15 protein-coding genes and 1 tRNA gene are annotated in these 23,695 nt (G+C 41.5%); 7 read left to right on the top strand and 9 right to left on the bottom strand.

The window, feature by feature from the left end:
• Together ACXAH9_RS00740 and ACXAH9_RS00735 are read right to left on the bottom strand one after the other, a co-directional pair.
• A complete protein-coding gene (locus ACXAH9_RS00740; RefSeq protein WP_474892974.1) occupies positions 1-795 on the bottom strand; it encodes a (Fe-S)-binding protein in 795 nt (264 codons plus the stop codon).
• A complete protein-coding gene (locus tag ACXAH9_RS00735) occupies positions 792-2,102 on the bottom strand; it encodes a 4Fe-4S dicluster domain-containing protein (RefSeq protein WP_474892973.1) in 1,311 nt (436 codons plus the stop codon). Before ACXAH9_RS00735 ends, ACXAH9_RS00740 begins: the two co-directional genes overlap by 4 nt.
• An 82-nt stretch (positions 2,103-2,184) precedes the next feature.
• Between ACXAH9_RS00735 and ACXAH9_RS00730 the strand changes: the two genes are divergently transcribed.
• The 5 genes from ACXAH9_RS00730 (at position 2,185) to ACXAH9_RS00710 (ending at position 10,003) form a co-directional block, all read left to right on the top strand.
• A tRNA-Phe gene (locus ACXAH9_RS00730) sits at positions 2,185-2,257 on the top strand.
• 200 nt (positions 2,258-2,457) lie between these two features.
• Positions 2,458-3,051 (top strand): TetR/AcrR family transcriptional regulator, encoded by a 594-nt coding sequence (locus ACXAH9_RS00725; protein WP_474892972.1) that lies wholly within the window; start codon positions 2,458-2,460, stop codon positions 3,049-3,051.
• A 40-nt stretch (positions 3,052-3,091) separates the two neighbouring features.
• Positions 3,092-3,991 carry an alpha/beta fold hydrolase gene (locus ACXAH9_RS00720; RefSeq protein ID WP_474892971.1) on the top strand — a complete coding sequence of 300 codons (900 nt, stop codon included), beginning with the start codon at positions 3,092-3,094 and terminating at the stop codon, positions 3,989-3,991.
• Positions 3,992-4,162: 171 nt separating this feature from the next.
• Positions 4,163-8,593 (top strand): glutamate synthase large subunit, encoded by a 4,431-nt coding sequence (gene gltB, locus ACXAH9_RS00715; protein ID WP_474892970.1) that lies wholly within the window; start codon positions 4,163-4,165, stop codon positions 8,591-8,593.
• 9 nt (positions 8,594-8,602) lie between these two features.
• Positions 8,603-10,003, top strand: a complete 1,401-nt coding sequence (locus tag ACXAH9_RS00710; protein ID WP_474892969.1) for a glutamate synthase subunit beta — start codon at positions 8,603-8,605, stop codon at positions 10,001-10,003.
• A gap of 22 nt (positions 10,004-10,025) precedes the next feature.
• Here the strand turns inward: ACXAH9_RS00710 and ACXAH9_RS00705 are convergent, their stop codons facing one another.
• The 6 genes from ACXAH9_RS00705 to ACXAH9_RS00680 form a co-directional block, all read right to left on the bottom strand.
• On the bottom strand, positions 10,026-11,348 hold the full coding sequence (locus tag ACXAH9_RS00705) for an ammonium transporter (RefSeq protein WP_474892968.1): 1,323 nt from the start codon (positions 11,346-11,348) through the stop codon (positions 10,026-10,028).
• A gap of 197 nt (positions 11,349-11,545) precedes the next feature.
• Positions 11,546-12,289 (bottom strand): pseudouridine synthase, encoded by a 744-nt coding sequence (locus tag ACXAH9_RS00700; RefSeq protein WP_474892967.1) that lies wholly within the window; start codon positions 12,287-12,289, stop codon positions 11,546-11,548.
• A 16-nt stretch (positions 12,290-12,305) separates the two neighbouring features.
• On the bottom strand, positions 12,306-12,869 hold the full coding sequence (scpB, locus tag ACXAH9_RS00695; RefSeq protein ID WP_474892966.1) for an SMC-Scp complex subunit ScpB: 564 nt from the start codon (positions 12,867-12,869) through the stop codon (positions 12,306-12,308).
• The gene (locus tag ACXAH9_RS00690) at positions 12,869-13,246 is read right to left on the bottom strand and encodes a TraR/DksA family transcriptional regulator (RefSeq protein ID WP_350207121.1); all 378 of its coding nucleotides are present in this window, start codon (positions 13,244-13,246) and stop codon (positions 12,869-12,871) included. Before ACXAH9_RS00690 ends, scpB begins: the two co-directional genes overlap by 1 nt.
• Before the next feature lie 100 nt (positions 13,247-13,346).
• Entirely contained in the window at positions 13,347-16,757 is a 3,411-nt protein-coding gene (locus ACXAH9_RS00685; protein WP_474892965.1) for a lamin tail domain-containing protein, read from the bottom strand.
• Complete coding sequence (locus tag ACXAH9_RS00680) at positions 16,754-19,528, bottom strand: triple tyrosine motif-containing protein (RefSeq protein WP_474892964.1); 2,775 nt, start codon at positions 19,526-19,528, stop codon at positions 16,754-16,756. Before ACXAH9_RS00680 ends, ACXAH9_RS00685 begins: the two co-directional genes overlap by 4 nt.
• A 148-nt stretch (positions 19,529-19,676) precedes the next feature.
• Between ACXAH9_RS00680 and ACXAH9_RS00675 the strand changes: the two genes are divergently transcribed.
• Positions 19,677-20,669 (top strand): aspartate-semialdehyde dehydrogenase, encoded by a 993-nt coding sequence (locus tag ACXAH9_RS00675; RefSeq protein WP_474892963.1) that lies wholly within the window; start codon positions 19,677-19,679, stop codon positions 20,667-20,669.
• 8 nt (positions 20,670-20,677) lie between these two features.
• A complete protein-coding gene (locus ACXAH9_RS00670; RefSeq protein ID WP_474892962.1) occupies positions 20,678-21,871 on the top strand; it encodes a THUMP-like domain-containing protein in 1,194 nt (397 codons plus the stop codon).
• Here ACXAH9_RS00670 and ACXAH9_RS00665 read toward each other — a convergent pair.
• Positions 21,852-23,663: a tetratricopeptide repeat-containing sensor histidine kinase gene (locus ACXAH9_RS00665; RefSeq protein WP_474892961.1), complete on the bottom strand. Its 1,812-nt coding sequence runs from the start codon at positions 23,661-23,663 to the stop codon at positions 21,852-21,854. The genes ACXAH9_RS00670 and ACXAH9_RS00665 overlap by 20 nt on opposite strands.
• Between the last annotated feature and the right edge of the window lie 32 nt (positions 23,664-23,695).

Below are 23,695 nucleotides of genomic sequence, written 5' to 3'. Positions count from 1 at the left end.
TCAATCCAAACCCTCTGATTCGGCAATGAGTTCCGCCAGATCCTTCACCTTGACAGAATCTTCCTTCTCCTTATTCTTTACCCCATCAGACATCATAGTCATACAGAATGGGCAAGCTACTGCTATGGTTTCTGCTTTGGTTTCTAATGCCTCCTCTGTGCGTTCTATGTTGATTTCTTTGTTACCAGGCTCAGCATCTTTAAACATCTGAGCTCCACCAGCACCGCAGCAAAGACCCTTTGTCCGGCATCTTTTCATTTCCACCAACTCTGCGTCCAATGCTTCTAAAACCGCACGTGGTGCAGAGTAAACATTATTTGCACGGCCAAGGAAACATGAATCATGATAGGTAATCTTCTTGCCTTTAAATTCTCCACCACCTTTTAATTCTACTTTACCTTCATTGATTAACTCTTGGAGGAATTGTGAATGGTGGATTACGTCGTAATTTCCACCAAGCTCAGGGTATTCGTTTTTGATGGTATTAAAGCAGTGTGGGCAAGCAGTCACAATTTTCTTAATCTCATACCCATTCAAGACCTGAATGTTGGACATTGCCTGCATCTGGAATAAAAACTCATTTCCAGCTCTTCTCGCAGGATCACCGGTACAGGTTTCTTCCGGTCCTAGCACTGCGAACTTCACACCCACTTTGTTGAGGATTTTCACAAATGCTTTTGTTACACTTTTGTATCGATCATCGTAAGATCCAGCACATCCTACCCAAAAAAGAACCTCAGGCTTTTCTCCTTTAGCTGCTAAATCTGCTACGGTTGGTATTTGTATTTCGCTCATTTTCCTTCTTTTAATTCATTAGACCAGTTGAATCGATCTTGCACACCAAACTTCCAGGGTGCAAAATTTGTCTCCACATTTTGGAACATCGCGTTCCACGAGTCTGGAGCCGCTGACTCTTCCATTGCCACATATCTTCTTGTTTGAAGTATAATGTCTAATGGGTTAATATTCACAGGGCATGCTTCCACACAAGCATTGCAATTGGTACATGCATTGATTTCTTCCTTAGTGATGTAATCGCCTAACAATGATTTCCCATCGTCTAATCCATTTTTTCCAACGTCCTCCAGCCGATCACGTGTATCCATCATAATCTTTCGTGGAGATAGCTTTTTTCCTGTCAGGTTTGCAGGACATTCAGAAGTGCATCGTCCACATTCGGTGCATGCGTACGCATCCATTAGATTCTTCCAGGTAAGGTCATTTACATCTTTCGCTCCGAATCGCATACCCTCAGGAGGTGGTGAATTGTCTCCTTCTACAGGCATACCCAGCATCATTTTCACCTCGTTGGTGATTTCATCCATATTAGTCATCTTCCCTTTTGGATCCAATCTACTGTAATAGGTATTTGGGAATGCCATAAAAATATGCAAGTGCTTGGAGTAGGTGACATAAAGAGCAAATGCAAAAATCCCAACAATGTGAAACCACCAGGCTGCTCTTTCAATAAGAATTAAAGTGCCTGTTTCAAACTGATCCAGCCAACCGAACATGGCAGAGCTGAAAAAGAAAGAACCGGTCTCTGTATAGTGACTAGCTCCTCTGGTTTGAAGAATTTGGTCTGCACCATTCATACCCAGAATGGCTACCATCAACAAAATTTCAATAATTAAAATCAAATTAGCATCTAGTGAAGGCCAACCCACCATCTCTATTTTTTTGAAACGATTTATTCTCAAAACATTCCTTCTGATGAGAAAGACTACACATGAAAAAAGTACACCCACAGCTAGAAACTCAAAGAAATTGATCATCGTTGAATAAAAATCTCCAAGAAGTGGTGCTGCCACTCTGTGAGTTCCGAATATTCCATCGATTACGATTTCAAGAACTTCAATATTGATCAATACAAAGCCTACATAGATCAACAGGTGCAACAGCGCTGGAATGATGCGCTTGAACATCTTTTTCTGCCCAAACGCCACCAGGAGCATCGTTTTGAGTCGCTCTCCTTTATTGTCTGATAGGTCTACCGGTTTACCCAGCTTAATATTTTTTGCAATGCGCGAAACTCTTCTTGAGATCAGATATCCGAAGAATCCTGCAAACAGCAAAAACGCGATTTGAGGGATATATTCCATAATACTAAAAAATTCCTGATACGAACTTCAATTTATATTTTGCCTTTTCAAAGAAATACCTACTTTTGCCAACCCAAATTTTGGTGCTGTAGCTCAGTTGGTAGAGCATCGGACTGAAAATCCGTGAGTCGGTGGTTCGAATCCACTCAGCACCACCCAAGCCATCCTTCTTCAAGGGTGGCTTTTTTGTTTTCATGCCCTTCTGCTATATCGCTCATAAAGCTACCAATTTCAGCTTTCTTTTAATTGAACCCGAAGATAAAATCATTTCGTTAAAATAGTATGCATGCATACTACTTTAGAAACTTTATAAATTAGTTTTCGTTATTAATATACCGATCGGTATATTTGCATTATGGCGAGAAACCCTGAACATACTAAGGAGCTTATTATTGAAAAGGCATTGCCTATTTTCAACACGAAGGGCTATAATGCAGCATCTATTTCAGACATTACAGCTGCAACGGGTATTACTAAAGGAGCCATTTATGGAAATTTTAAAAATAAAGATGAGGTAGCAACCGCAGCGTTTGAAAGGGGGGTAGAAATTGTAGCTGGAGCATTGGCTAAGCGAGTTAGAGCTGAGAAGACCGCTCCGGATAAACTAATTGCAATTATGGATTTCTATGAGGAATATTTAAATGATCCACCTATTCCAGGAGGTTGTCCTGTTTTAAATTCATCTATCGAAGCGGATGATAACCTACCATTTCTTCGATCACGTGTTATTAGATCTATTGCTTTACTTAAAGATTCTGTCATGAAGATCATTAATCGAGGCATAATGGAAGGACAGATGAAAAGAGATGTAGACGCAGAGGAATTTACCAACTTCTTTTATGCTACCATCGAAGGGGCCATCTCAGTATCAAGAATTGAAGGAGATAGCAGATCCTTTGATTTTGTTAAGCAGTTTATTCTAAAACAGATCAAAGATATAAGTACTTAAAAAAATTTATTCATTAAAATACCGATTGGTATGTTCAATTATGGTTACTCACATAGAAATAAAAGGAGAAGATATTAGTCGACCTGCCGAGCGACCTCCAAAAACGAACTGGAAAATTGAAATAATTAAAAAAGGACTCGGACTCCTTCAGCATGCATCTCCGAAGAAATCAGCTGCTATTATATGGCATTACTTCACAATGCCTGGAAGAGTCGGTTATACTGACCCACAAAGACAGATTCTAGGTGAGGCACAAGTATCACAAACCAGCTATCAAGGAGATTTAATCAAATATTATCGATGGGGTACCTCCGGACCTAAAGTCCTACTTTGCCATGGATGGAGGTCAAAAGCTGCTGATTTTAGACGTATGATTAAGAAATTTGTTGCAGAAGGATATCAGGTTGAAGCAATTGATATGCGAGCACATGGAAACTCCCAGGGAAAACATACTGCCATGCCCGAGTTTAGAGATGTCATAAAAAATCATATTGCTAAAAATGGACCTTACGAAACGGTCATTGGACACTCAATAGGTGCACTAGCCTCAGGAATTGCATTAAGTGAGCTTGGTTCGACCTTTCAACCGAAACACTTTTTCGTTATATCAGCTCCTCCATACATCAGGTACTTTTTTAAAGACATAGTTAATGATGTAGGCTGCAATGAGTCCGTTTATCAGGCAATGTGTGGTTTGGTTAAAGAAAAATACCATCATTCCATCGATTATTTCGATTTGCGGATAAAAGCGAGTGATTTAAAACAAATCGATACGCACCTTTTTTATTGCGAAGATGATCAGGTTATTCCTTTTAGTAAAGGCGAAGAACTTGAAGCAGCATGGCCTCATGCATCTTTCGTTCATGTAAAAGGATTAGGCCATTACAAGATCATGGCCAATGATTCTATCATTGATTACATTCAAAAATTCATGCGATAGGCTCATTTTGAAATTTGCAATCAAAGCATTCATAATGCTGCTATAATTACAAATATTTCAATATTTTATAATATTCTGATAATTATTTCAATAACCAAATGATTGCCCTTTAATATTTAAAATTTCCATTCATTATTTGTTATTTTGGGATTTATTTCAAAATATAAATGCATGGAGGGAATGTATCTCAGCTCAATGGAACACGATGCATGCGGGATTGGGTTCATCGCTAATATCAAGGGTAATCGGGATTACAAAACAGTAGATGATGCTATTCTGATGCTTGAAAATATGGAGCATCGGGGAGGTGTTGGTGCCGAACCTGAAACCGGAGATGGTGCCGGCATAATGACAGAGATTCCTTACGATCTATTCGATCAGGAGCTATCCAGACATAAAGCCAAGCTTACACCCAGATCTTACGGTGTGGGCATGCTCTTTCTGCCAAAACCACAATGGGAAGAATGTCTTGATGAATTCAATTTGGTCGCTAAATCATTCGGTTTTGAGGTCTTTGCCAAAAGGTCTGTTCCGGTTGATAGCCTGCATGTTGGCCCAACTGCACGAGACAATGAGCCCATCATTATTCAACTTTTTCTTAAACACGGAGAGCTTGCTGAACGGGAATTAGAGAGAAAACTATACGTGCTCAGCAAATATGCAACCCACCAATTAACTCCTAATTACGACGAGTTTTACATTTCTTCTCTCTCCTGCTACAAAATTGTTTACAAAGGTCAGCTAAGAACAGACCAGCTAAAAAAATACTATCTGGATCTTCAAAATGAAGATTTCAAATCATCCTTTGCAATCATCCACTCAAGATTCTCCACCAATACTTTTCCGAAATGGAGTCTGGCTCAACCTTTCAGATACGTAGCTCACAATGGTGAAATAAATACGATCAGAGGGAATGTAAACAAGATGAAAAGCAAAGAAGCATTGCTTGAATCTCCGTATTTCACAAAAGAAGAAATTGAACACTTGCAACCCGTTTGTAACCCAGCATTCTCAGATTCAGCCAACCTGGATGAGTTGATTGAGCTACTGGTTATGGCAGGCAGGTCTCTCCCTCATGCGTTAATGATGCTGGTTCCGGAAACCTGGCAATACAACCAAAGTATGGATGAAAAGACCAAAGCTTTTTACAAATACAATGCTTCTATAATGGAGCCCTGGGATGGCCCGGCAGCATTGTGTTTCACAGATGGTGAAATAATAGGAGCCACTCTCGATCGAAACGGCTTGCGTCCATGCAGGTATACAATCACATACGACAACAGACTCATAGTTTCCAGCGAAACAGGTGCACTCCCAATCGACCAAAAGTTGGTCAAACAAAAAGGAAGGCTGCAGCCGGGAAAAATGATCATCGCCGATCTTGAGAATCAGCAGGTTCGGTTTGATCAGGAAATCAAAGAAGAAATATCAAAATCCAAACCATATACCGACTGGATTAAAAAGCATCGAATCAAGCTGCGATTTCTACCGGGTCCATTTTCAGACATTCTCTTTTTACCGGCAGATAAATATCAATCCTATCTCAAGGCAAATGGCTGGACCAAAGAGCTGGTGGATCGCATTCTGATGCCCATGTGCCAGGAAGGAAAAGAGCCCATCGGAAGTATGGGTTTGGAAATCCCAATTGCTGCTCTAAGCAAACTCCCACAGCACACTTCCAATTATTTGAAGCAATTTTTTGCCCAGGTTAGCAACCCACCAATAGACCCAATCAGGGAGCGACTGGTCATGTCCCTTTTTACGAGATTAGGAAAAGGCAACAATATTTTAACTGAAGAGCCTTCCCACTGTCATCAAATCCATATTACACGACCCATCCTAAGACCTCAGACCTATCAAAAAGTGCTGGAGCTGGAAAACCAGGGATTTAATCATCGGATTCTTGATTGCACATTTTCTATTTCCGAAACGTTGGAAGAAGGAATAAATAAGCTGTGCCAGGCCGCTGAGGAAGCCGCTCGGGAAGAAATTAAAATTCTGATTATTTCTGATGAAAATATTTCAGAAGATCGATTACCAATTCCATCATTGATGGCTACCGGAGCTATCCAGCATCATTTAATTGATAAGAAACTCCGATCGCACACCAGCCTGATTGTTCATGCAGCGGATGCTGTAGAGGTGCATCATTTTGCTACACTAATTGGATATGGTGCCAGTGCCGTAATGCCCTATCTAAGTTTTAACCTCATAAAAGAGCAGGCGGAAAATAAACAACTTGATTTTGACACGCTTTCCGACAATTACGCGGAAGCCATAGGTAAGGGATTGCTTAAAATCATGTCAAAAATGGGCATTTCAACACTGCAATCCTATCAGGCAGCCCAGATCTTTGAGGCAATTGGTTTGTCAGATGAAGTCATAAATAAATGTTTCAAGGGTACCATCTCTCGAATTGGTGGGAGCACCTTTGCTCAGTTTGAAGAAAATATCCGAGATAATCATTCAAAAGCTTTTCAGCAACACTCCGACCTGCCTCATGGAGGAGTTTATAGTTGGCGAAGAGATGAGGAGCGTCACCTGATTGATCCAGAAACAGTTCATCTGCTACAAAAAGCAACTAAGCTGAAAGATTATGAGCTTTATAAAACCTATGCTTCCCGAATCAATCACCCTGAGGATCCTTTCTACATCAGGCATTTGCTCGATTTCAAATACAAGGACTCGATCCCAATTGATTCGGTAGAGCCAGTCGAAAACATACTTAAACGATTTGCCACAGGCGCCATGTCTTTCGGCTCCATTTCTCATGAAGCACACACTACACTCGCCATAGCGATGAACCGCATTGGAGGGAAAAGCAACAGCGGCGAAGGGGGAGAAGATGTGAGTCGTTTTGAGCCAAAAGAGAATGGAGATTCGGAGAAATCAAGAATTAAGCAAGTGGCCTCCGGTCGATTTGGGGTAACGTCATACTATCTCAATAATGCGGATGAAATTCAAATTAAAATCGCGCAGGGTGCCAAGCCCGGTGAAGGCGGTCAACTACCTGGTCACAAAGTAAATGAGTGGATAGGTAGAGTGCGAATGTCAACACCAGGAGTAGACCTGATCTCACCTCCGCCACATCATGATATTTATTCCATTGAAGATCTGGCGCAGCTTATTTTCGATTTAAAAAACGCCAACCCAGATGCCCGGATTAATGTGAAGCTTGTTTCACAAGCCGGTGTAGGTACCATTGCTGCGGGTGTAGCCAAGGGTTTCGCTGATGCAATTCTCATTTCCGGAGCAGATGGAGGAACAGGGGCATCCCCCTTAAGTTCGATCCGGCATGCGGGTCTACCATGGGAAATGGGGCTTTCGGAAGCCCAGCAGACGCTTGTCAAAAATCGCCTCAGAAGTCGGGTGGTACTCCAATCGGATGGAAAAATGATGACAGGCCGGGACATTGCTATTGCCACCCTACTTGGTGCAGAGGAATGGGGTGTTTCAACAGCCGCATTAATAGCAGAAGGATGTATTATGATGCGTAAATGTCATCTTAACACTTGCCCTGTAGGGATTGCCACTCAGAAAGAAGAATTGCGAAAGTTGTTTTCCGGTGACCCGGAACATGTGATCAACTTGTTCCACTTCATGGCTCAGGAACTTCGAGAAATCATGGCAGAGCTTGGATTTAAGACCATCAATGAGATGGTTGGGCAGAGTAATAGACTTGCTATTAAGGATCAGGACTTAAAAGGTTTAGATCTTTCAAGGATTCTTGCCTTTGAAGAAACGAGGGATACACGATACAATTCTCGGAAGCAACAAGACCTCCTATCTGATGCGTTGGATTATCAGTTGTGGAATGATGTGAAGGAAGAGGTTAGAGCGGGCTTTGTTGCTGCCTATGATTACCCAATCAAAAACACCGATCGGTCTACAGGTGCTATCCTATCAAGTATAGTTTCTAAAGAATATGGCGAAAAAGGACTTCCAAAAGACCTGATTAAACCTAAGTTTAAAGGGTCTGCCGGTCAGAGTTTTGGTGCTTTCCTTGCCAGAGGATTGAAGTTTACCCTGGAGGGAGATGCGAATGATTACGTGGGAAAAGGTCTCTCAGGAGGACGAATCATCATCCATCCTCAAAGAAATGTTCGCTTCCATGCAAGAGAAAACACACTCATAGGAAACGTAGCACTATATGGAGCTACCAGTGGTGAGTGTTACATCAATGGTATTGCCGGTGAGCGATTCGCAGTACGAAATTCCGGTGCACGAGCTGTGGTAGAAGGTGTTGGTGATCATGGATGTGAATACATGACCGGAGGAACTGTGCTCATTTTAGGTGAAACAGGGAAGAACTTTGCTGCGGGTATGAGTGGTGGCATTGCTTATGTACTTGATACAGCTAACAAACTAAGGGAGCGCTGCAACATGGAAATGGTGGTTTTCGACACGCTGGAACCGTCGGATATTCAGCATATTCGATGGCTGATTATCAATCACATCCGACATACAGCGAGTAGCCTGGCGCAGGAAATCCTGCTGGATTGGGAGCGTCACCTCAACCACATTGTTAAAGTAATTCCTGTGAAATACAAGGACATTTTGGATAAGGAGAAATCAAAAATTCCAATGACACCCGTTTATTAATTAAGCAGTATGGGAAAACCAACAGGATTTTTAGAATATACCCGAGAGCTTCCTCCAAAGGAGGATGTAAAAGCCCGTGTGAAATCTTACACCGAATTCGAACACACCTTTCCGGAGGATAAAACGAAAGAACAAGCAGCCCGGTGCATGGATTGTGGAGTACCGTTTTGCCATTCGGGTTGCCCACTTGGTAACAAAATACCTGACTTTAATGATGCCGTCTACAACCAGGAGTGGGAAGAAGCATGGCAAATACTCAAGTCCACAAACAATTTTCCGGAGTTTACAGGTAGAATCTGCCCTGCCCCCTGTGAAGGTTCCTGTGTATTGGGAATTAATCAGCCACCTGTTACCATCGAGCATATTGAAAAATCCATAGCTGAAAAAGGATTTGAATTGGGACTGGAAAAAGTAAGAAAACCATCTACTTCCACGGGTAAGAAAGTTGCGATAGTAGGTTCTGGACCGGCCGGGTTGGCAGCAGCCGATCAATTAAATCAATCAGGACATTCTGTCACCGTTTTCGAGCGGGACGAAGCTGTTGGAGGATTGCTACGATATGGGATTCCGGATTTTAAGTTGGAGAAGCAGATTGTAGAACGTCGGATATCTATTTTGGAAAAAGAAGGGATCACCTTTAAAACAAAAGTGAATGTTGGCTTTGATATTACCGCCAAAGAATTGGATAAGTCGTTTGATGCGCTCGTACTATGCGGTGGGAGCACCATTCCCAGAGATTTAGATATCCCGGGAAGAAATCTTAAAGGTGTTCATTTCGCGATGGAATTTCTCACACAACAAAACAGAGAAGTAGCCACTGGTCAATCACCGAAGAATAAAATTTCTGCTGAAGGTAAAGACGTGGTGGTCATAGGCGGTGGTGATACAGGATCCGATTGTGTTGGCACCAGCAACCGACAAGGGGCTAAATCCATTACCCAAATAGAGATCATGGATAAACCCCCTCTGGAACGCCCTGAAGACAACCCCTGGCCTGAGTGGCCTATGGTGCTCCGGACATCAACCTCCCATGAGGAAGGGTGTGATCGCAAATGGGCGATCATGACTAAGGAATTCACGGGTAAGGAAGGTCACCTTACGGGACTAAAAGTGGTTGAAGTCTCTTTTGAAAATGGTAAAATGGAGGAGCGACCAGGATCGGAGCAGATTATTCCGGCACAGCTGGCACTCATTGCGGCTGGGTTTGTTCACCCGCAAAAGGAGGGTTTACTTTCTCAGCTTAAGTTGGAGCTCGACTCGGGTGGAAATGTCTCAACCAAAAACTTTCAATCCAGCATTAAAAAAGTATTTGCCGCCGGGGATATGCGCAGAGGTCAATCACTCGTTGTTTGGGCGATTGCCGAAGGGCGAAAGGCAGCAGAAGCGGTGTGCAAATTTTTAAATGCATAAAAAAACCCCTTTCGGGGTTTCTTCAGGTTAGGTCAGTAACCATTTCTCTTTCTATGGTGATATGCTGTTCGCCATGATATCCAATATCCATTCCTTCCAACTCAAGGTCCTTTGTGATCCTGGCACCTTTTGTAAAGAGTGCTACAATTTTATAAACAACAAATGTCCCAACTGCGGAATACACGATGGTAGCACCTACAGATTTTAATTGTATCAATAGCTGACCTGGATTACCATAAAGTGCTCCAACTCCCGAAGGGTCAATCGCCGGATTAGCTAATACTCCTGTGAGTAATGCTCCTGCAATGCCCACCAGACCATGCATACCAAAAGCATCAAGCGTATCATCATGACCGAAATATGCTTTAAGTTTTACAACTCCAAGGTAGCCTACAACACTGCTGATAATACCTATCACAAGTGCTCCAGGCACGCCTACAAATCCTGCAGCTGGTGTAATACCAACCAACCCGCATATAGCCCCGGATGCCACACCAATCAGGGTAGGTTTTTTTATAATTACCATTTCTATAATCAGCCATACAACCCCTGCGGTACATGCAGCAATATTGGTCACCATGAGCGCATTTGCCGCTAGGAAATTTGCTCCATAAGCACTACCTCCATTAAAACCGAACCAACCAAACCATAGTAGGGCTGATCCTAAAATCATAAATTTTATGGAAGAAGGTTTCCGTTCTTCATGCAGATTCATTCTTCTGCCAACTAAAAGAGCGAGTACCAATCCAGAGACTCCTGCGTTGATATGAATTACTGTTCCCCCGGCAAAATCCAGGTCTCCGTGAAGAAACCCTTCAGAACCCCACACCCAATGGCAGATTGGTGCATATACTACTACTATCCATAAAATAGCAAACCATATCCATGACGAGAACCGGATACGTTCAATGACCGATCCACTTACAATCGCCACTGCAATAGCCGCGAATGTTCCCTGAAATGCCACATCCAATATTTTTGGAATATTTGCTCCATCCACTATATCAGTTATCGCAATATTTTTTAACAATACATAATTCAGTCCACCTATGAAACCATTGCCGTCAGCAAATGAGAGTGAGTAGCCAATGATCACCCAAACCAGTGTGCCGATCAGGAAGGAAACATAGCTCATCCCCACGGTATTGAGCACACTTTTGTGTTGGGTAAGCCCTCCGTAGAAGAGTGCCAGTCCAGCTGGTGTCATCAACATGACCAATGCAGTTGCCATTAACATCCAGGCTGTATTACCTGTATCAACAGCCCCATCCTGGGCAAAACTTAGCATTGGAAGTAAAAGAATGATTAAAAAAGCTGGTAATTTCTTCTTGAATTGGCAATTCATAGCAAAACTGGATTAAAATTAAACTATAAAAATACCCATTTGCTGAAATAATTATAAACTTTGGTATGAATTAATCCTTTTTTTAGTAATTTTTTGCAAATCGACCGTTCAACGGATTAAAATCCATTCACTTTTTCAAAAAGTGGTGTCTTTTTATAAACGATATTGAAATTTTCGCAAAGGTTTTTAGTAAAAGACTATTTAATGCCTTTGAGGCCCATTACTTCTTTTGGGCTGAGGTGTCTGTATTTACCTCTCGGTAGGTTTTTCTTTGTAAGCGAGGCGAACATCACACGGTCTAGCTTTTTGACTTCATAGCCAAGGTGCTCAAAGATTCTTCGCACGATTCGATTCCTTCCGATATGGATTTCTACCCCAAGAACCTTGCTATCTTCTCCCAGAACAGCCATCTCATTTACAACAGCTGGTCCATCGTCCAGCTCAACTCCTTTTAAAATGGAGTCAAAGTCTGCCTTTGTGATTGGCTTGTCCAGTTCAACCTGGTAAATCTTTTTGACTTTGTGTGATGGATGGGTGAGTTTCTTTGCTGTTTCACCATCGTTTGTAAATAACAAAAGACCTGTTGTTTCTTTATCCAGTCGACCCACAGGATAGATCCGCTCTTCACAGGCTTTTTCAACCAACTCCATCACTGTTCTTTTAGCATGCGGATCTTTGGTAGTGGTGACAAAACCTCGTGGTTTATTCAGTAGAATGTATTGATGCGTCTCAGACTTAAGTTTTCTTCCCTTGTATTCAACAGTGTCTGTCCGCTTAACCTTATAGCCCATCTCGGTCTTAACTTTCCCGTTGACCTTAATTCTCCCCTCTGCAATCAGGTTATCTGCCTCTCGCCTGGAGCACACTCCTGCATTAGCGATGTATCGATTCAATCGGATTTCTGCAGGCTTTTTTGTTTCCTTCTTGTTGGGGCGTTTCATAATGTCTTACGACAAGTTATTCCTTTTCTTCACCAATCGTATTTTCCTCTTCAGAGGTAAAGTCTTTTGGTGTAGGTAGTTCTTTAAGATCATTGATACCAAAGTAGTCCATGAACTTCTGGCTTGTGCCATATAATAATGGTCTTCCAACCCCCTCTGACTTTCCTTTTATTTCTACAAGCTCTTTTTCCAGTAGCTTTTGAATGGAGTAGTCGCAGCTCACTCCTCTAATTTGTTCAGCCTCACTCTTGGTTATGGGTTGTTTATAGGCAATAATGGATAAGGTTTCGAGAGCCGAATTAGAAAGACGTTTTTTGGATTGCTGTTTTAAAAGAATCCCAATACTGGCCTGATAGGCTGGTTTTGTCAGAAATTGATATCCGCCACCGGATTTTACCAACTCCATGGCAAAGTCATCATTTTTGAACTTCTCTTCAATTTTGCTCAAGCCATCCGTAATATCATCAACAGGTACATCTGCATCAAACATCTCTTTGAGACAGTCCTGTATCTCATCTTCCGTAATCGGCTTTGGTGAACAAAAAACCAGTGCCTGAATATGGTTTGCCAAATAATCCATTAAGGCTTTCTATTCAGCTTAGCATCAATACTCTGCGTGGTGTGAGGCACTGCTCTTAAACGCTCTTTTGAGATCAGCTTGCCTGTATCAACACAAATGCCATAAGTCCCATTCTTAATTCGAACCAGTGCATTCTCCAGGTTATTAATAAACTTTTGCTGTCTCCCGGCAAGCTGGCTCAGTTGCTCTTTTTCTGCAGTATCAGCTCCATCTTCTAATGTTTTTACTGATGAAAAATTGTCGCCACTATCATCAGATTCTCGAGTGAGTGATGCCTTTAGCGTATTCAGCTCTTCTTTAGCTTTTTCAAGTTTTTGAAGAATAAGTTCTTCAAACTCTTTTAGCTCTTCGTCAGAATATCTCGTCTTTTCGCTCATGGCAGGTGATATTTAAATTCATATAACGTAAAAATCAAGCGAAAATACTCACCTTGATGCACAATAAATAATTGGATAAATCCAAAATGAGAATTTCGCATTAAAAATCTCTTCCAACAACCACCGTCTCTTTGATGGTTTCGGAATTGCCTTTACTATCATAAATCTCGAATATAATCAGATAGTAACCCATCCGTGCCATTTTCCCATCGTTAGTGTCACCATCCCAACGAAGAAAACCGGATGTACTCAAGAGCACACCTTGTGCCAAGTTTTTCACCAAACGTCCCATTTGATCATAAATACTTACGTTGGCAAACTGACCGGGTTCATCCAATTGGTAATTGATCGTAGTGAAATCTCTTCCTGTGCCTGCATTTCCGGGGATAAATACCTCAGGATCTGCACTAACCTTACCTGATGAAACGTCAGATGAAAAGGATTGAGAATTTAGATAGCCAGGGGTTGCGAACCCTTCGGTGCTGGCAGCAGACCGCCAGTTGTCTTCATTGTTTGACTGAGAAAATGAGACCCTTTCCAGCGAAACTCCGTCTACACTTTCCAGAAGGTCATAATGGAAATCTTCATTGTAGGTGAATTCATCCTTAATCTCCGAATTCTCGTCAAGAATTAAAACGGTTCCTTCTTCATTTGGATAGGAAGGTAAAGAAGTCATTTCTATGAAGTTTTCTGCATGCCCCTTTGGGTAGTTGGATAGCAAAATATTGACATCACTTGTGAAAACAAGGTAATCACCAGGTTCAATAACCAACTCTTCGCTTGAAATGATTCTTTCTTCTTCCACAATATCATCTATTTTTCTGGCTAGTTGCCAGTTTTTTAAGCTGATGAATTTTTCGGAATCATTGTAAATCTCAACGAAATCCACACCATTCGTTCGAGGATTAAAAAGTACTTCACTCAATTTAATTTCAGCATTTTCTGCATTGACAGGTAGTGCAAATAATTGCTCGTTTTCTCCGATTTCATTGCCATTGCAATCGCTGATTCCTGAAACCTGTAGGGTATAGGGAACATCGACTTCCAGTCCAGATGAAAGTTTCACATAGACAGATTTGGTCTTATCCGCCAAAACAAATGACTCTACTATCTCCTGGCTCGGATTGAAATTAAATGTAGCATTTTGTGTACTTGCCGGATCAATTTTTTCATCAAAAACAAGTTTGACTGTGTCATCTGAAATTGCTGTTACACGAATCAAATTTGGAGGCATATTGTCAGGCACGCTTCCGGGGTTATTCACTGAATTTTCTCGTCCGGGCGTCCCACCCGACACATCGGTAGAGCTTCGCCAATTAGCTCCACTCTCAAGGCATGGGTTGGTTATATCCACCATTTCAAATGAATAACCACCGTCTCTTTTGTCATCATCATGCCAATCTGGAGTATAAGTAACTGAAAATATAAGCGAGGAATTATGAGCGAGGACAAGTGTCTCCCCAGAATTATTCAGACTGTTTGAAAAATAGCCAGAGACGCCAGTGGCGTTTGCAAACTCAGATGCGCCGCTATTACTCGTTAAAATTGTATAGGCATTCGGTTCTATATTAAAGTTTGGTAAGTCGACGGTATTCGTCGCGTCAGTTAAAGTCATGCCCTCCGTTGAAATTACATCTGCGGTGGCATTAAATATCTCAATCCATTCTCTCTCCGGAAGGCCAACCGATGGATCTTCGTCCGCATAGATTTCTGTGATAATTAGTTCGTTGAATTCAGGTGCTCTACCAAAACTGAACGAAATTGTGGTTTCTTCCAACGTGTTTCCTGAGCAATCTGATACTTCAGCAATGGTGATGTTATAACTTTTGCCCAGCTCGATGGTCTCATTGAAAGTGATCTCTACAGATCTCGGGAGTGTCCCATCTACGTTGATTTGATCAACGGTAAGCCCATCAGAAACATCGTAAGACCCTGAGCTAAGACTAGCAGCGTCCATGATTTCAGAAAAATTGATAATCAATGAGGTGGTGAAGCTGGACGAGGTGATTGTAGGAGGGGTGGTGTCAGGTGTATTATCAAAAATTGAGTTTTGAGAACCTGGTGTGCCACCTGAAGCGTCAACAGACAATGCGTAGCTATCTATTGAAAGGCATGGATCGTCTGGATTGATCAATTCAGTGGAAACGCCATTTTCTGAATCCTGATAAACAATTTGATGAATGACTGTGGCCAACGAATTAGCTATCAAGATATCATCACCTGAGTTATTCAGCGCTGGAAAAGAAGTAACCTCTAACACTTCTCCAAAACCTGAAAACAAAGCTCCATTTCCTGTTGATGTTAAGATTAAATATTCCCCCGGTCTTAAGGTAGTAGATGGGAATCCGGAAGAAGGACCTGCAGCATCACTTATCGTCCAACCCTCAAGATTGACAAACTTATCAGATCGATTGTATATCTCCACATATTCTTCGTTGGGCAATCCTGATTCTACACTTGGTGCAGCCATAAACTCATTGATCACTATGTCTAGCTCGGTTGCCTCCTCAAACACCAAATACGCAAACATTTCCTCGCTATTGCTGGCTATCGCATTTCCATTTTCATCCTCCACATTGTTAATAGTCAGTGTGTAGTTTGTCCCGTTTGTAAGCGGATCGACGGTTAGATGCACTAAAGAAGTGTTAGAAACGTCTTGATCAGCTGAGCTAACCGAGATACTACCATCAATTGAATAATTGCCCAGCACCTCAGCAGTAGTTTCATCAACTGGTTCACTGAAATGAACATCCACTTGGGTATCTGAAATAGCAGTGACAGATTGGATGGTGGGTGGAGAGGTGTCGGCAACTGGTGTCACGGTTCCTGAGAAGTCATCAAAATAAAAACCATTGTCTCTAGAGTTCGCAGTGTACCTGACTTGAACACCAAAGAAAGAAGAAGAACTATAAGTATCATCAGTAACAGTCCCCTGACTAGTTGAATTAACTTCCAATTCCCATAAACCAATCTCAGACCTCCTTACTGTGACATTGGCAAAATCCTGCGATGTTAGCTGCTGAATTGACCCAGATAAAGTAAGCTCATTGGTAGAGCTTCCGTCTTGACGATATAGTCTCACCTCATTAACATCTGAATCTGGATACCTTAGCTCAATATAATAGCCATCCAAATTTCCATTTAAGTCTGAAGAACTACTCATTAAATAAACTCTGGATGTATTATTCGAATTAGTTGAAGCAGAACCAGGTTGAGAAAAGCCCAATCTAAACCTAAAGTTCCATTCTACTATAGAGGATGATAGATCAAGATTGTCAGCAGTACTTAGGTAGAGTAATCTGGTGCCAGAGCCCATGTCCAGATTTTGACTCCTAAGCTGATTGTCTGCCTCCGATATTTCAAAAGGATCATCTACTCCAAAACTGCTAGAGCCCGTCCAAGTTGGGCTGACATTAAAATCTCCATCACTAAAATCATCAGTTACCTGAGAGTATCCAATGTTGACTAACCCATAGAGAATACAAAAACAAATGACCCTATTACTAATCACAACTTAGTCGCTTCTGATGTGCCTGATATCTTCAATCCTCCATCCAAAATCAGTTTCCTTAGCACCCACTCCAGCGGGAATATCATGAGTGCAATACCTGCATCTATGAGGAAATCAATTACTGGTGTGCTTTCAATATCTAAAAATGCGCTAATTACCGCCTGCATGAATTGAATGATCACTACAAGCGTGAGTATACTTAAGCCATGTTTCATGAAACGATTGAACGGCTTAGACTCGTCCAGCCTTGAGGTAATACCAATAATCAATGCAAGAATAAGTGCCTGAACTGCGTAAAACCATGGCTGCTGCCAATATGGAGTGGCTACCGTAAAACGCAACAACGTATCTTCCTCAATTTGCCCCAATGCATCCCTGACCTTTACATCAAGTTGATACTCACCCGGAGGCAAATAGCTGTAGTCAATAAGGTTTGCATGGGTCCACTTTGACCATTCTTCAGTAAGGCCACTCAACCGATATTGGTATTCCGGGTTGAGCAATCCCACATAGTCAGGCTTTAGCAATTCAATGCTCAGCATGTTTTGATCATGAGAAAGATTTAACTGCTCATCGATTCGCAATTCACCTGCTTTTCCTACCAGACGCTTTACAAAAATGGAATAGGATTGATGAAATTCCGGGATTTGTTTTGCGTCATATGCTAGCAACTGATTATCATCTGTAATGAGCCAATAGCGATCAAGCTGCTCATCATAATTGATGTATTTCAGGTTTGGAAAAACGCCCAAATATTTGAATTCCTGAACACTGCCATCCGGAAGCAAAAGCTGCCATATTTTACCATTGTATAGCCAAACCCTACTCTTTTCATTATGAATATGATGATGAGGAGAACCCAGTTCCTTCTTCAATTCCAGATCTTTGACAATTCGATCAAGCTCCCGCTCCAATCGGAAATATCCCTGAGAGTTAATAAAATATAATTTTCCGGAATGCTCCCAAATGCTTATCTCATCATAATACCGATTATTGATCTCATAACTATGCTCGATCAGAAAGCCCTCCTCTGAAAACACACCCTGGTAAATGTGAGTGGTGCCTGCCAACCAAACCTCCCCTAGATGATCCATGTAAACATTTAGAATAACGTCCTCAAAATATGCGCTTGAAATCTCAGTCCATATGTTATTGATCAGATCATAATGTTTCAGCATCCCTCTCTCAGTACTGATCAGAAGCTGGTTTGACCCTGGCACTGCATAAGCGTATTTCACTGGGTGATTGATCACAAGCTGAGCTGAATTTTTGTCAATTTCGTATATCCCAGTATGGCTCGTCGCGAGTATTCGGTCTTTCGTTTCAATTAGTTGACGAAACTTTCCATCTGTATCAGGCACATGGTGGAACTGATAGCTAACACCGGTCACTACCTTTTCTACCCTTCGGACGTATTTGTATTTATCTTCTTCCTGTTCCTTTCCGCCACCCGTATTTTCCTCATCACTCGTAGAAAAAATCTTCTTGAAAAACCCTTTCTTCTCTTCCTCCTTATTGCTCTCCTGAGCTCGGTCTTTCTTCTTAAAAAGACCACTTAGAAAGCCTCTTTTTTTCTTGCTTTTCTTCTCTTCAGACTCCTCTATCTTTTCTTCTTGCTGCGGCTTGGTTTGGTTTGCTGCGGCTCTTCTGGATTTTTGAGGCTCCTTTCTTACCTGTTGCACATAAACTCTACTGCGATAGGAAGTATCCTTTGAAAAGTAGTAAACCCCCAAACTTGTATTTATCCATAGATCATCTTTCAAGCGTTGTGCTTCGATAAGATTTCCTTCAAGCCCAGGGAAGTTGGTATAACTGTAAGCGGGAAAAAGTGGTGCAATACGGGTTAATCCAAATTCATGAGCCACCCATACTCCCTGATTTTCATCCGCATATAAATCATGGATTTCGTTATCGGGCAATCCAGAGTGGTAATCCGTTACCTCGAAGTAGTTTGAATCACTTACATGTAGAAAGAATACTCCAGACTCAATCGTTGAACATGCAACCAATGAATCGTTTACCCATTCCAAATCAGTGATAGCAACCTCTGCTTCCTGCAGTCTTTCATAATGATGGTGAGGCTTAACCTCATCTCCTTGTTTTACAAACAGACCACCTTCCAAATCCACAGAAAATTCACTCCTTCCATCCGGAGAAGGTAAAATGATCCCCCAGAGTTTATCAGGATTGGTAAGGCTGTCGATTTGATTTGAACCTACAGTAATCACCGTTTCATCATAAGTATTGATGTGAAGTTTCTCATCATTAACATACCCATTCAAAAAATCACCGGCAAGCAAATTCTTTACTTCATCCGTTGAGGGGGTGTACTGATACAAGTTTTTATCACTCAGGAAATATATCCGGTCATCCAAGGCGAATGTTTGTAGAAAGTGATCTGAAAGCGAGTCACTATCAACAATTGGCACATATCCATATGTATTCGATACAAAATCCAGCTTCCCAAACCCACCAAGGCACCCTACATATACAACATTATCTGAGGATACCGCTAATGAAAGCGCTGATGAATTGGTTCGATAGAAATTCCATTCATTCCCATCGTATTTTAACACACCAAACCGATTCGCTATGCAGATTATCCCATTTTTATCGGCAGTGATTTCAAAATTGACGTTATCAATTTCCGAGTGTTTAGGTGAATGATGGGTCAATATAAAATCACCCGTCTGAGCATCGACAAGCTGGAACAAAAAGCTAGCAATGAGAAAAAAGAATGCTCTGTAAAGAAGATGAGATTTTGATGGCATACTTTGTGGGTTTTGTGTGTTGAAAGTGCATTTCCGAAATGAAAAAGAAACTTTTACGGATAGAAATGAAGTCCAAACACGTTATTTCATCAACTCATAAAAGTAGTAGTTTTGCATGACAATCATTATTCACATTGTTTAAGCTAATATGAAGGTTGCAGTAGTAGGAGCGAGCGGGCTGGTTGGCCAGAAGATGCTCCAGATAATGTCCGAGAGAAATTTTCCGGTTGAAGAACTTTTACCCGTCGCTTCAGAGCGCTCAGTAGGGAAGAAAATTTCTTATAATGGAAAAGATTACACCATTCTTTCCATGGAAGATGCTATTGCTTCAAAACCGGATATTGCATTATTTTCTGCCGGAGGTAACGTCTCCCTTGAGTATGCACCAAAATTTGCCGAGGCAGGAACAGTGGTGATTGACAATTCTTCTGCATGGAGGATGGATGTAAGCAAAAAATTAATCGTTCCTGAAGTTAACGGGCATATTCTTCGCATTGATGACCGAATCATTGCTAACCCGAATTGCTCTACCATTCAAATGGTGGTTGCACTCAAACCACTTCACGATGCATTCCAGATTAAGCGAATCGTAGTTTCTACCTATCAATCAGTGACCGGATCTGGGAAAGGGGCAGTGGATCAGCTGGAAGGAGAACGATCTGGGAAAGACATTAAAAAAGTGTATCCCCACAAAATCGACATGAATGCCCTTCCACACATAGACGTGTTTCAGGAAAACGGATACACCAAAGAGGAAATGAAGATGGTGAATGAGACTATGAAAATTATGGGAGATGACTCCATAAAGGTAACGTCTACATGTGTTCGAATTCCAACTATTGGTGGTCATTCGGAGGCTATCAATGTTGAGTTTGAAAATGAATACACCCTGGAGCAGGTATATTCCATTCTATCCAATGCACCGGGTGTTACAGTAGTAGATAATCCGGCTAAAAATGAATACCCAATGCCTTTGAATGCTCATGATAAGGATGACGTATTTGTTGGAAGGATCAGAAGAGATGAAACTCAACCAAAGACACTTAACCTTTGGGTGGTATCGGATAATTTGAGAAAAGGTGCGGCTACCAATACAATCCAGATTGCCGAGTATATGCTGGAGCATAGTTTGGTTTACTAGCTAACAGCATGGCGTCAAGAATAGATTTGCTAACTCAGTCAGAGGTAAAGGAATTTATTCGTGAAAATGCGAATGCTGATCCCAATAAACTCATTCTAAATCCGCCAGCAGCTTTTAGTTCGAACATCAAAGAGATAGCGAATCAAATTCTGTCCAGACAGAAAGCAAAAGCAAAACTGGAAAGCTGGGCTTCAAACTTTGACATAATCATGCCTCCACCGCTTTCCATTGAGCAGGCATCCTCTGAGGCAACCAGTCAATATAAGCGAAATTTGATCGGTGGAAAGCATTTAGTTGATCTGACCGGTGGGATGGGTATAGATTGTTTTTCACTAAGCGAATCGTTCGAAAGAACTAGTTATGTGGAACGAGATCCTGGTCTATGTGAGGTGTTCCGCCATAATTCAAAAGTCCATAAAAGAAAAATTGAGATCATAAACTCAACTGCTGAGGATTATCTGAAGCATCACTCACTTGATACTCAGAATGTCATTGCATATATAGATCCTGCAAGAAGAGATCAAAGTAAAAAACGGGTTTTCCGAGTTGAGGACTGTTCGCCGAATCTGATCGAATTGATGCCTGCTTTAAGTAAAAATGCATCACAGGTATTGGTTAAGTACTCCCCACTTTTAGATATCAGCTCACTCATCAAGTCAATCAACCACATAAGAGAGCTGCATGTGGTTTCGGTAAAAAATGATTGTAAAGAACTCCTTCTTCTGATTGACTTTTCCTTCGAGGGTGAGTCGCAGATAAAGTGCGTCAACCTTGAAACAGATCAGCAGGCATTTTCATTTTCTATGAAAGAGGAGCATTCTGCTTCGCCTGTTTATGGGAATTACAAGCAGTTCATCTATGAGCCAAACAGCTCAATAATGAAAGCTGGGGCATTCAATAAAGTTGCTAAGATTTTTAATGTCAGTAAACTGGCAAATAATACGCACCTATACACATCAAATGAAATAATTGAATCTTTTCCTGGACGAATCTATCAGGTAATTGATACCGTCAATAAACAATCGATCAAAGCGTATGCTAAAGATGGTAAGATTAATGTGATCACCCGAAATTACCCATTAAACCCTCAAGAGCTGAAGAAAAAATGGAAGTTAAAGGATGGTGGAAGATATTATCTTCTTGCGTTCAGAGATCAGAATAACAAAGCACAAATGATTATTGCTAATCGTTTTGATCAGTGAAAATAATTCTAAAAACAGACCCTTCACCTTTAACACTATCTACTTCTATTTTACCCCCCAGCCCTCTTACGAAATCATGACACAATGCAAGTCCAAGACCGTTTCCTCGTTCCCCTGCAGTTCCATCTGAACTCTCTAGCCCACCAGTAAATAGTTTTTCTTGTTTCTCTTTCGACATTCCGACACCTTCATCTATAACCTCAATCACTTTAGTGCTTTCACCCTTTACACAATTGATCTCCACCTTTGAATCTGGATCGGAAAACTTAATTGCATTCACCACCAGGTTGCGAAGCAGGACCCTAACAATCCCGGGATTAGAATGAAGATAGAAGCCAAAAGCAGTGTCGAACTTTAATTCAATTCTTTTCTCTTCCAGTCGCTCATGCAGTTCTGACTCGAGCTCCTCAATTACAGGATGTAATGAAAAATCCTCTTTCGCTAAATTTTCTCCCTCCATCTGCCCCTCGGCCCATAAAAACAAATTATTCAAAAGATTGATCAAATTTGAGGTCTTCTCTTTTACTTCAGGCAAAAGTGGCTCAATCTCTTCCTTGCTAATTAGTTTTTGATTGAACATCTCAATGACAGATGATACCGCCTGTATGGGTGACTTAAGATCATGAGAAACAATCGCGAAAATTTTAGCCTTGAACTTATTCAGATTTTCAAGCTTTCGTTTACGAATGCCTAATTCACGAACGACCATCACGATGATAGCGATCAATATTGCTGCTATAACCAGGGCAACTACTAATCCTTGAATGATCAGCTGCCGTTGGTCTGCCAACTGCTTATTAAGCTTGTTTTTGGATTCCAACACCCGTACCTGAAAAAGTCGCTGATAGTAGGATAGAAGTTCTAACTCATTGATGGTGTTGACGCTTTGTACGCTATCGAGATATTGCTCGTGCAAAAGCTCCATTTCGTAGGCATCCTCAAATTGATTTAGTGCTCCATAACATCGAGACAAGGTTTTACTCGTGATATAGATCAGCTCCTTCACTCCGCTTTCCATAGCCATATTAAAAGCGTTTTTGGCTTTGCCGAGTGCTGACTGATATTTACCTCGTGATCGATCCAATTCGGCCTGAAGCTGGTTAGCCCGGATAACGCCTCGCTTGCTGTTGAACTCCTTTGCATTGGCCATCGTAAGCTGAACGAGCGAATCAGCCTTTTGAAGGCTCCCCTGTTTATAATTGAGTTCGGCCTGATTGAAAAAATAGATTGAATGCAAATATTCAAATTCTGGATCCAGGTACTCAAATGCCTTCATTAAATAATGATTGGCTGAATCATAATAGCTGAGATCAAGGAAGGCTTTTCCGATGTTATTATTTACTGCAAATAGCCTAAAAGTATCCTTTAAGTTTTTTTGAAGATCCAACTCCAAACGATAGTAGCCAATGGCGTCCAAATCCAGCCCTGAGGCGGCATATACATTGCCAATATTTCCAAGATTTTTCGCCATCACTTCTTCAAAATCATTTAGCTCTGAGATTTGAAGGGATGCCTGAAGTTGCTCTAGTGCTTTCATCGAATTGCCAAGCGACCAATGCGCACTACCTACTCGATTGAGCGCTACAGCGATTAATGAGTCATTTGCCGCATCTGTAGCAAGCTGATGTGCCCGCTGTGCGAGCTCAAGACTTTCTTGCGGCTGGTCATAAACGAGAGAATCGCATTGCCTGATAAGCTTATCAACCTCCTTCGTATAATTGATCCTTTGTGCCCATCCAGCGGATGCAAGACAAAAGACAAAGCATGTGAATAGGTGAATGGTGAGTTTCACAAAGCAGATAATTGTTTGATACTACCATCAAA

It is taken from the genome of Ekhidna sp. ABH4_415, from assembly GCF_056161305.1.
The sequence above is the reverse complement of the archived record's forward strand: the minus strand, read 5'-3'. Positions and strand labels throughout refer to the sequence as shown.

Coding starts and splice junctions, on each gene's coding strand:
- ACXAH9_RS00710 (WP_474892969.1), top strand. CDS start 8,603: ATGGGAAAACCAACAGGATTTTTAGAATATACCCGAGAGCTTCCTCCA.
- ACXAH9_RS00670 (WP_474892962.1), top strand. CDS start 20,678: ATGGCGTCAAGAATAGATTTGCTAACTCAGTCAGAGGTAAAGGAATTT.
- ACXAH9_RS00740 (WP_474892974.1), bottom strand. CDS start 795: ATGAGCGAAATACAAATACCAACCGTAGCAGATTTAGCAGCTAAAGGA.
- ACXAH9_RS00690 (WP_350207121.1), bottom strand. CDS start 13,246: ATGAGCGAAAAGACGAGATATTCTGACGAAGAGCTAAAAGAGTTTGAA.
- ACXAH9_RS00720 (WP_474892971.1), top strand. CDS start 3,092: ATGGTTACTCACATAGAAATAAAAGGAGAAGATATTAGTCGACCTGCC.
- ACXAH9_RS00700 (WP_474892967.1), bottom strand. CDS start 12,289: ATGAAACGCCCCAACAAGAAGGAAACAAAAAAGCCTGCAGAAATCCGA.
- ACXAH9_RS00680 (WP_474892964.1), bottom strand. CDS start 19,528: ATGCCATCAAAATCTCATCTTCTTTACAGAGCATTCTTTTTTCTCATT.
- scpB (WP_474892966.1), bottom strand. CDS start 12,869: ATGGATTATTTGGCAAACCATATTCAGGCACTGGTTTTTTGTTCACCA.
- gltB (WP_474892970.1), top strand. CDS start 4,163: ATGGAGGGAATGTATCTCAGCTCAATGGAACACGATGCATGCGGGATT.
- ACXAH9_RS00725 (WP_474892972.1), top strand. CDS start 2,458: ATGGCGAGAAACCCTGAACATACTAAGGAGCTTATTATTGAAAAGGCA.
- ACXAH9_RS00675 (WP_474892963.1), top strand. CDS start 19,677: ATGAAGGTTGCAGTAGTAGGAGCGAGCGGGCTGGTTGGCCAGAAGATG.
- ACXAH9_RS00705 (WP_474892968.1), bottom strand. CDS start 11,348: ATGAATTGCCAATTCAAGAAGAAATTACCAGCTTTTTTAATCATTCTT.
- ACXAH9_RS00735 (WP_474892973.1), bottom strand. CDS start 2,102: ATGGAATATATCCCTCAAATCGCGTTTTTGCTGTTTGCAGGATTCTTC.